The sequence below is a fragment of the Mesorhizobium sp. M7A.F.Ca.AU.002.02.1.1 genome, from assembly GCF_003998535.1.
GTDB classification, from domain to species: Bacteria; Pseudomonadota; Alphaproteobacteria; order Rhizobiales; family Rhizobiaceae; genus Mesorhizobium; species Mesorhizobium ciceri.
Map to the genome: position 1 here is coordinate 1 of NZ_RZPB01001301.1, position 951 is coordinate 951.

General features: G+C 61.8%; 2 protein-coding genes. Both read right to left on the reverse strand.

Translation table 11 applies throughout. The features are described from left to right. Positions 1–114: 114 nt before the first annotated feature. On the reverse strand, positions 115–762 hold the full coding sequence (locus EN879_RS37290) for an amino acid ABC transporter permease (RefSeq protein WP_063167836.1): 648 nt from the start codon (positions 760–762) through the stop codon (positions 115–117). A 64-nt stretch (positions 763–826) separates the two neighbouring features. Further along, positions 827–951 (reverse strand): transporter substrate-binding domain-containing protein (locus EN879_RS37295; protein ID WP_127274781.1); only part of this gene is annotated, 125 nt, incomplete at its 5' end.

Here is a 951-nt window from a genome sequence, read left to right on the forward strand (position 1 = left end):
GGGGAGTGCGCCCGCCGAGACCGTCAGCACCGCCGTCCACCAGGCACCAATCAACAGAAGGTCCCAGTAGGGCGCGACGACGGTGAAATCCAAACCTTGCATCGTGCTCTCCGGTCAGACGATGGCGAAGCGTTTGTCGAGCAGGTCGACGATCCGCGCAACCGCGTAGACCATGATCATGTAGAGCAGGGCTGCAACGCCGAATATCTCGAACGGCTTGTAGGTGGAGCCGATGAAGCGCTGGGCGGTGTAGGTCAGTTCGACGACTGAAATGGTCGACACAAGTGCTGATCCCTTCAACAAAGCAACCGTATTGACCCCGAGCGGCCGGATCATCAGCCGTGCGGCCTGCGGCAGCACGACCTTGCGCAAGGTCTGGAAACGGCTGAAGCCTGTTGTGCGGGCGGCCTCCGTCTGGCCCCTGTCGACCGCGACCAGCGCACCACGGATCGATTCCGCCATATAGGCGCCGATGTTGAGACCGAGGCCGATAACGCCGGCGGCGAACGGCTCCAGATTGATGCCGATCTGCGGGCCGCCGAAATAGAGCACGAAGAGCTGGATCAGGCACGGCGTGCCGCGAAACAGGCTGACATAGAGCGTGCCGATGGTCCGCAGGATTGCCGATTTCGACATCTTGGCGGCCGCGGCCAATGAAGCAGCCGCGAGGCCCAGGATCAGGGCCAACACCGTGATCTCGATCGTCACCAAGGCGGCCTCCACGAAGAACGGGAAGACGCGCTGCATCAAGGAGAAATCCATGAAAGGGTCCAGCAGGAGTAACGCTCGGCTTCAGGCGGCTTTGCTCGCCTGAAGCCAGGAGAGATCAGCGGATGTCGCTGCCGACCCACTTCATCGAGATCTTTTCGTAGCTGCCGTCCGCCAGCATGTCGTCCAGCGCCTTCTGCATCGCAGCCTTGAGCTCCGGATTGTCCTTGCGGATGGCGATGC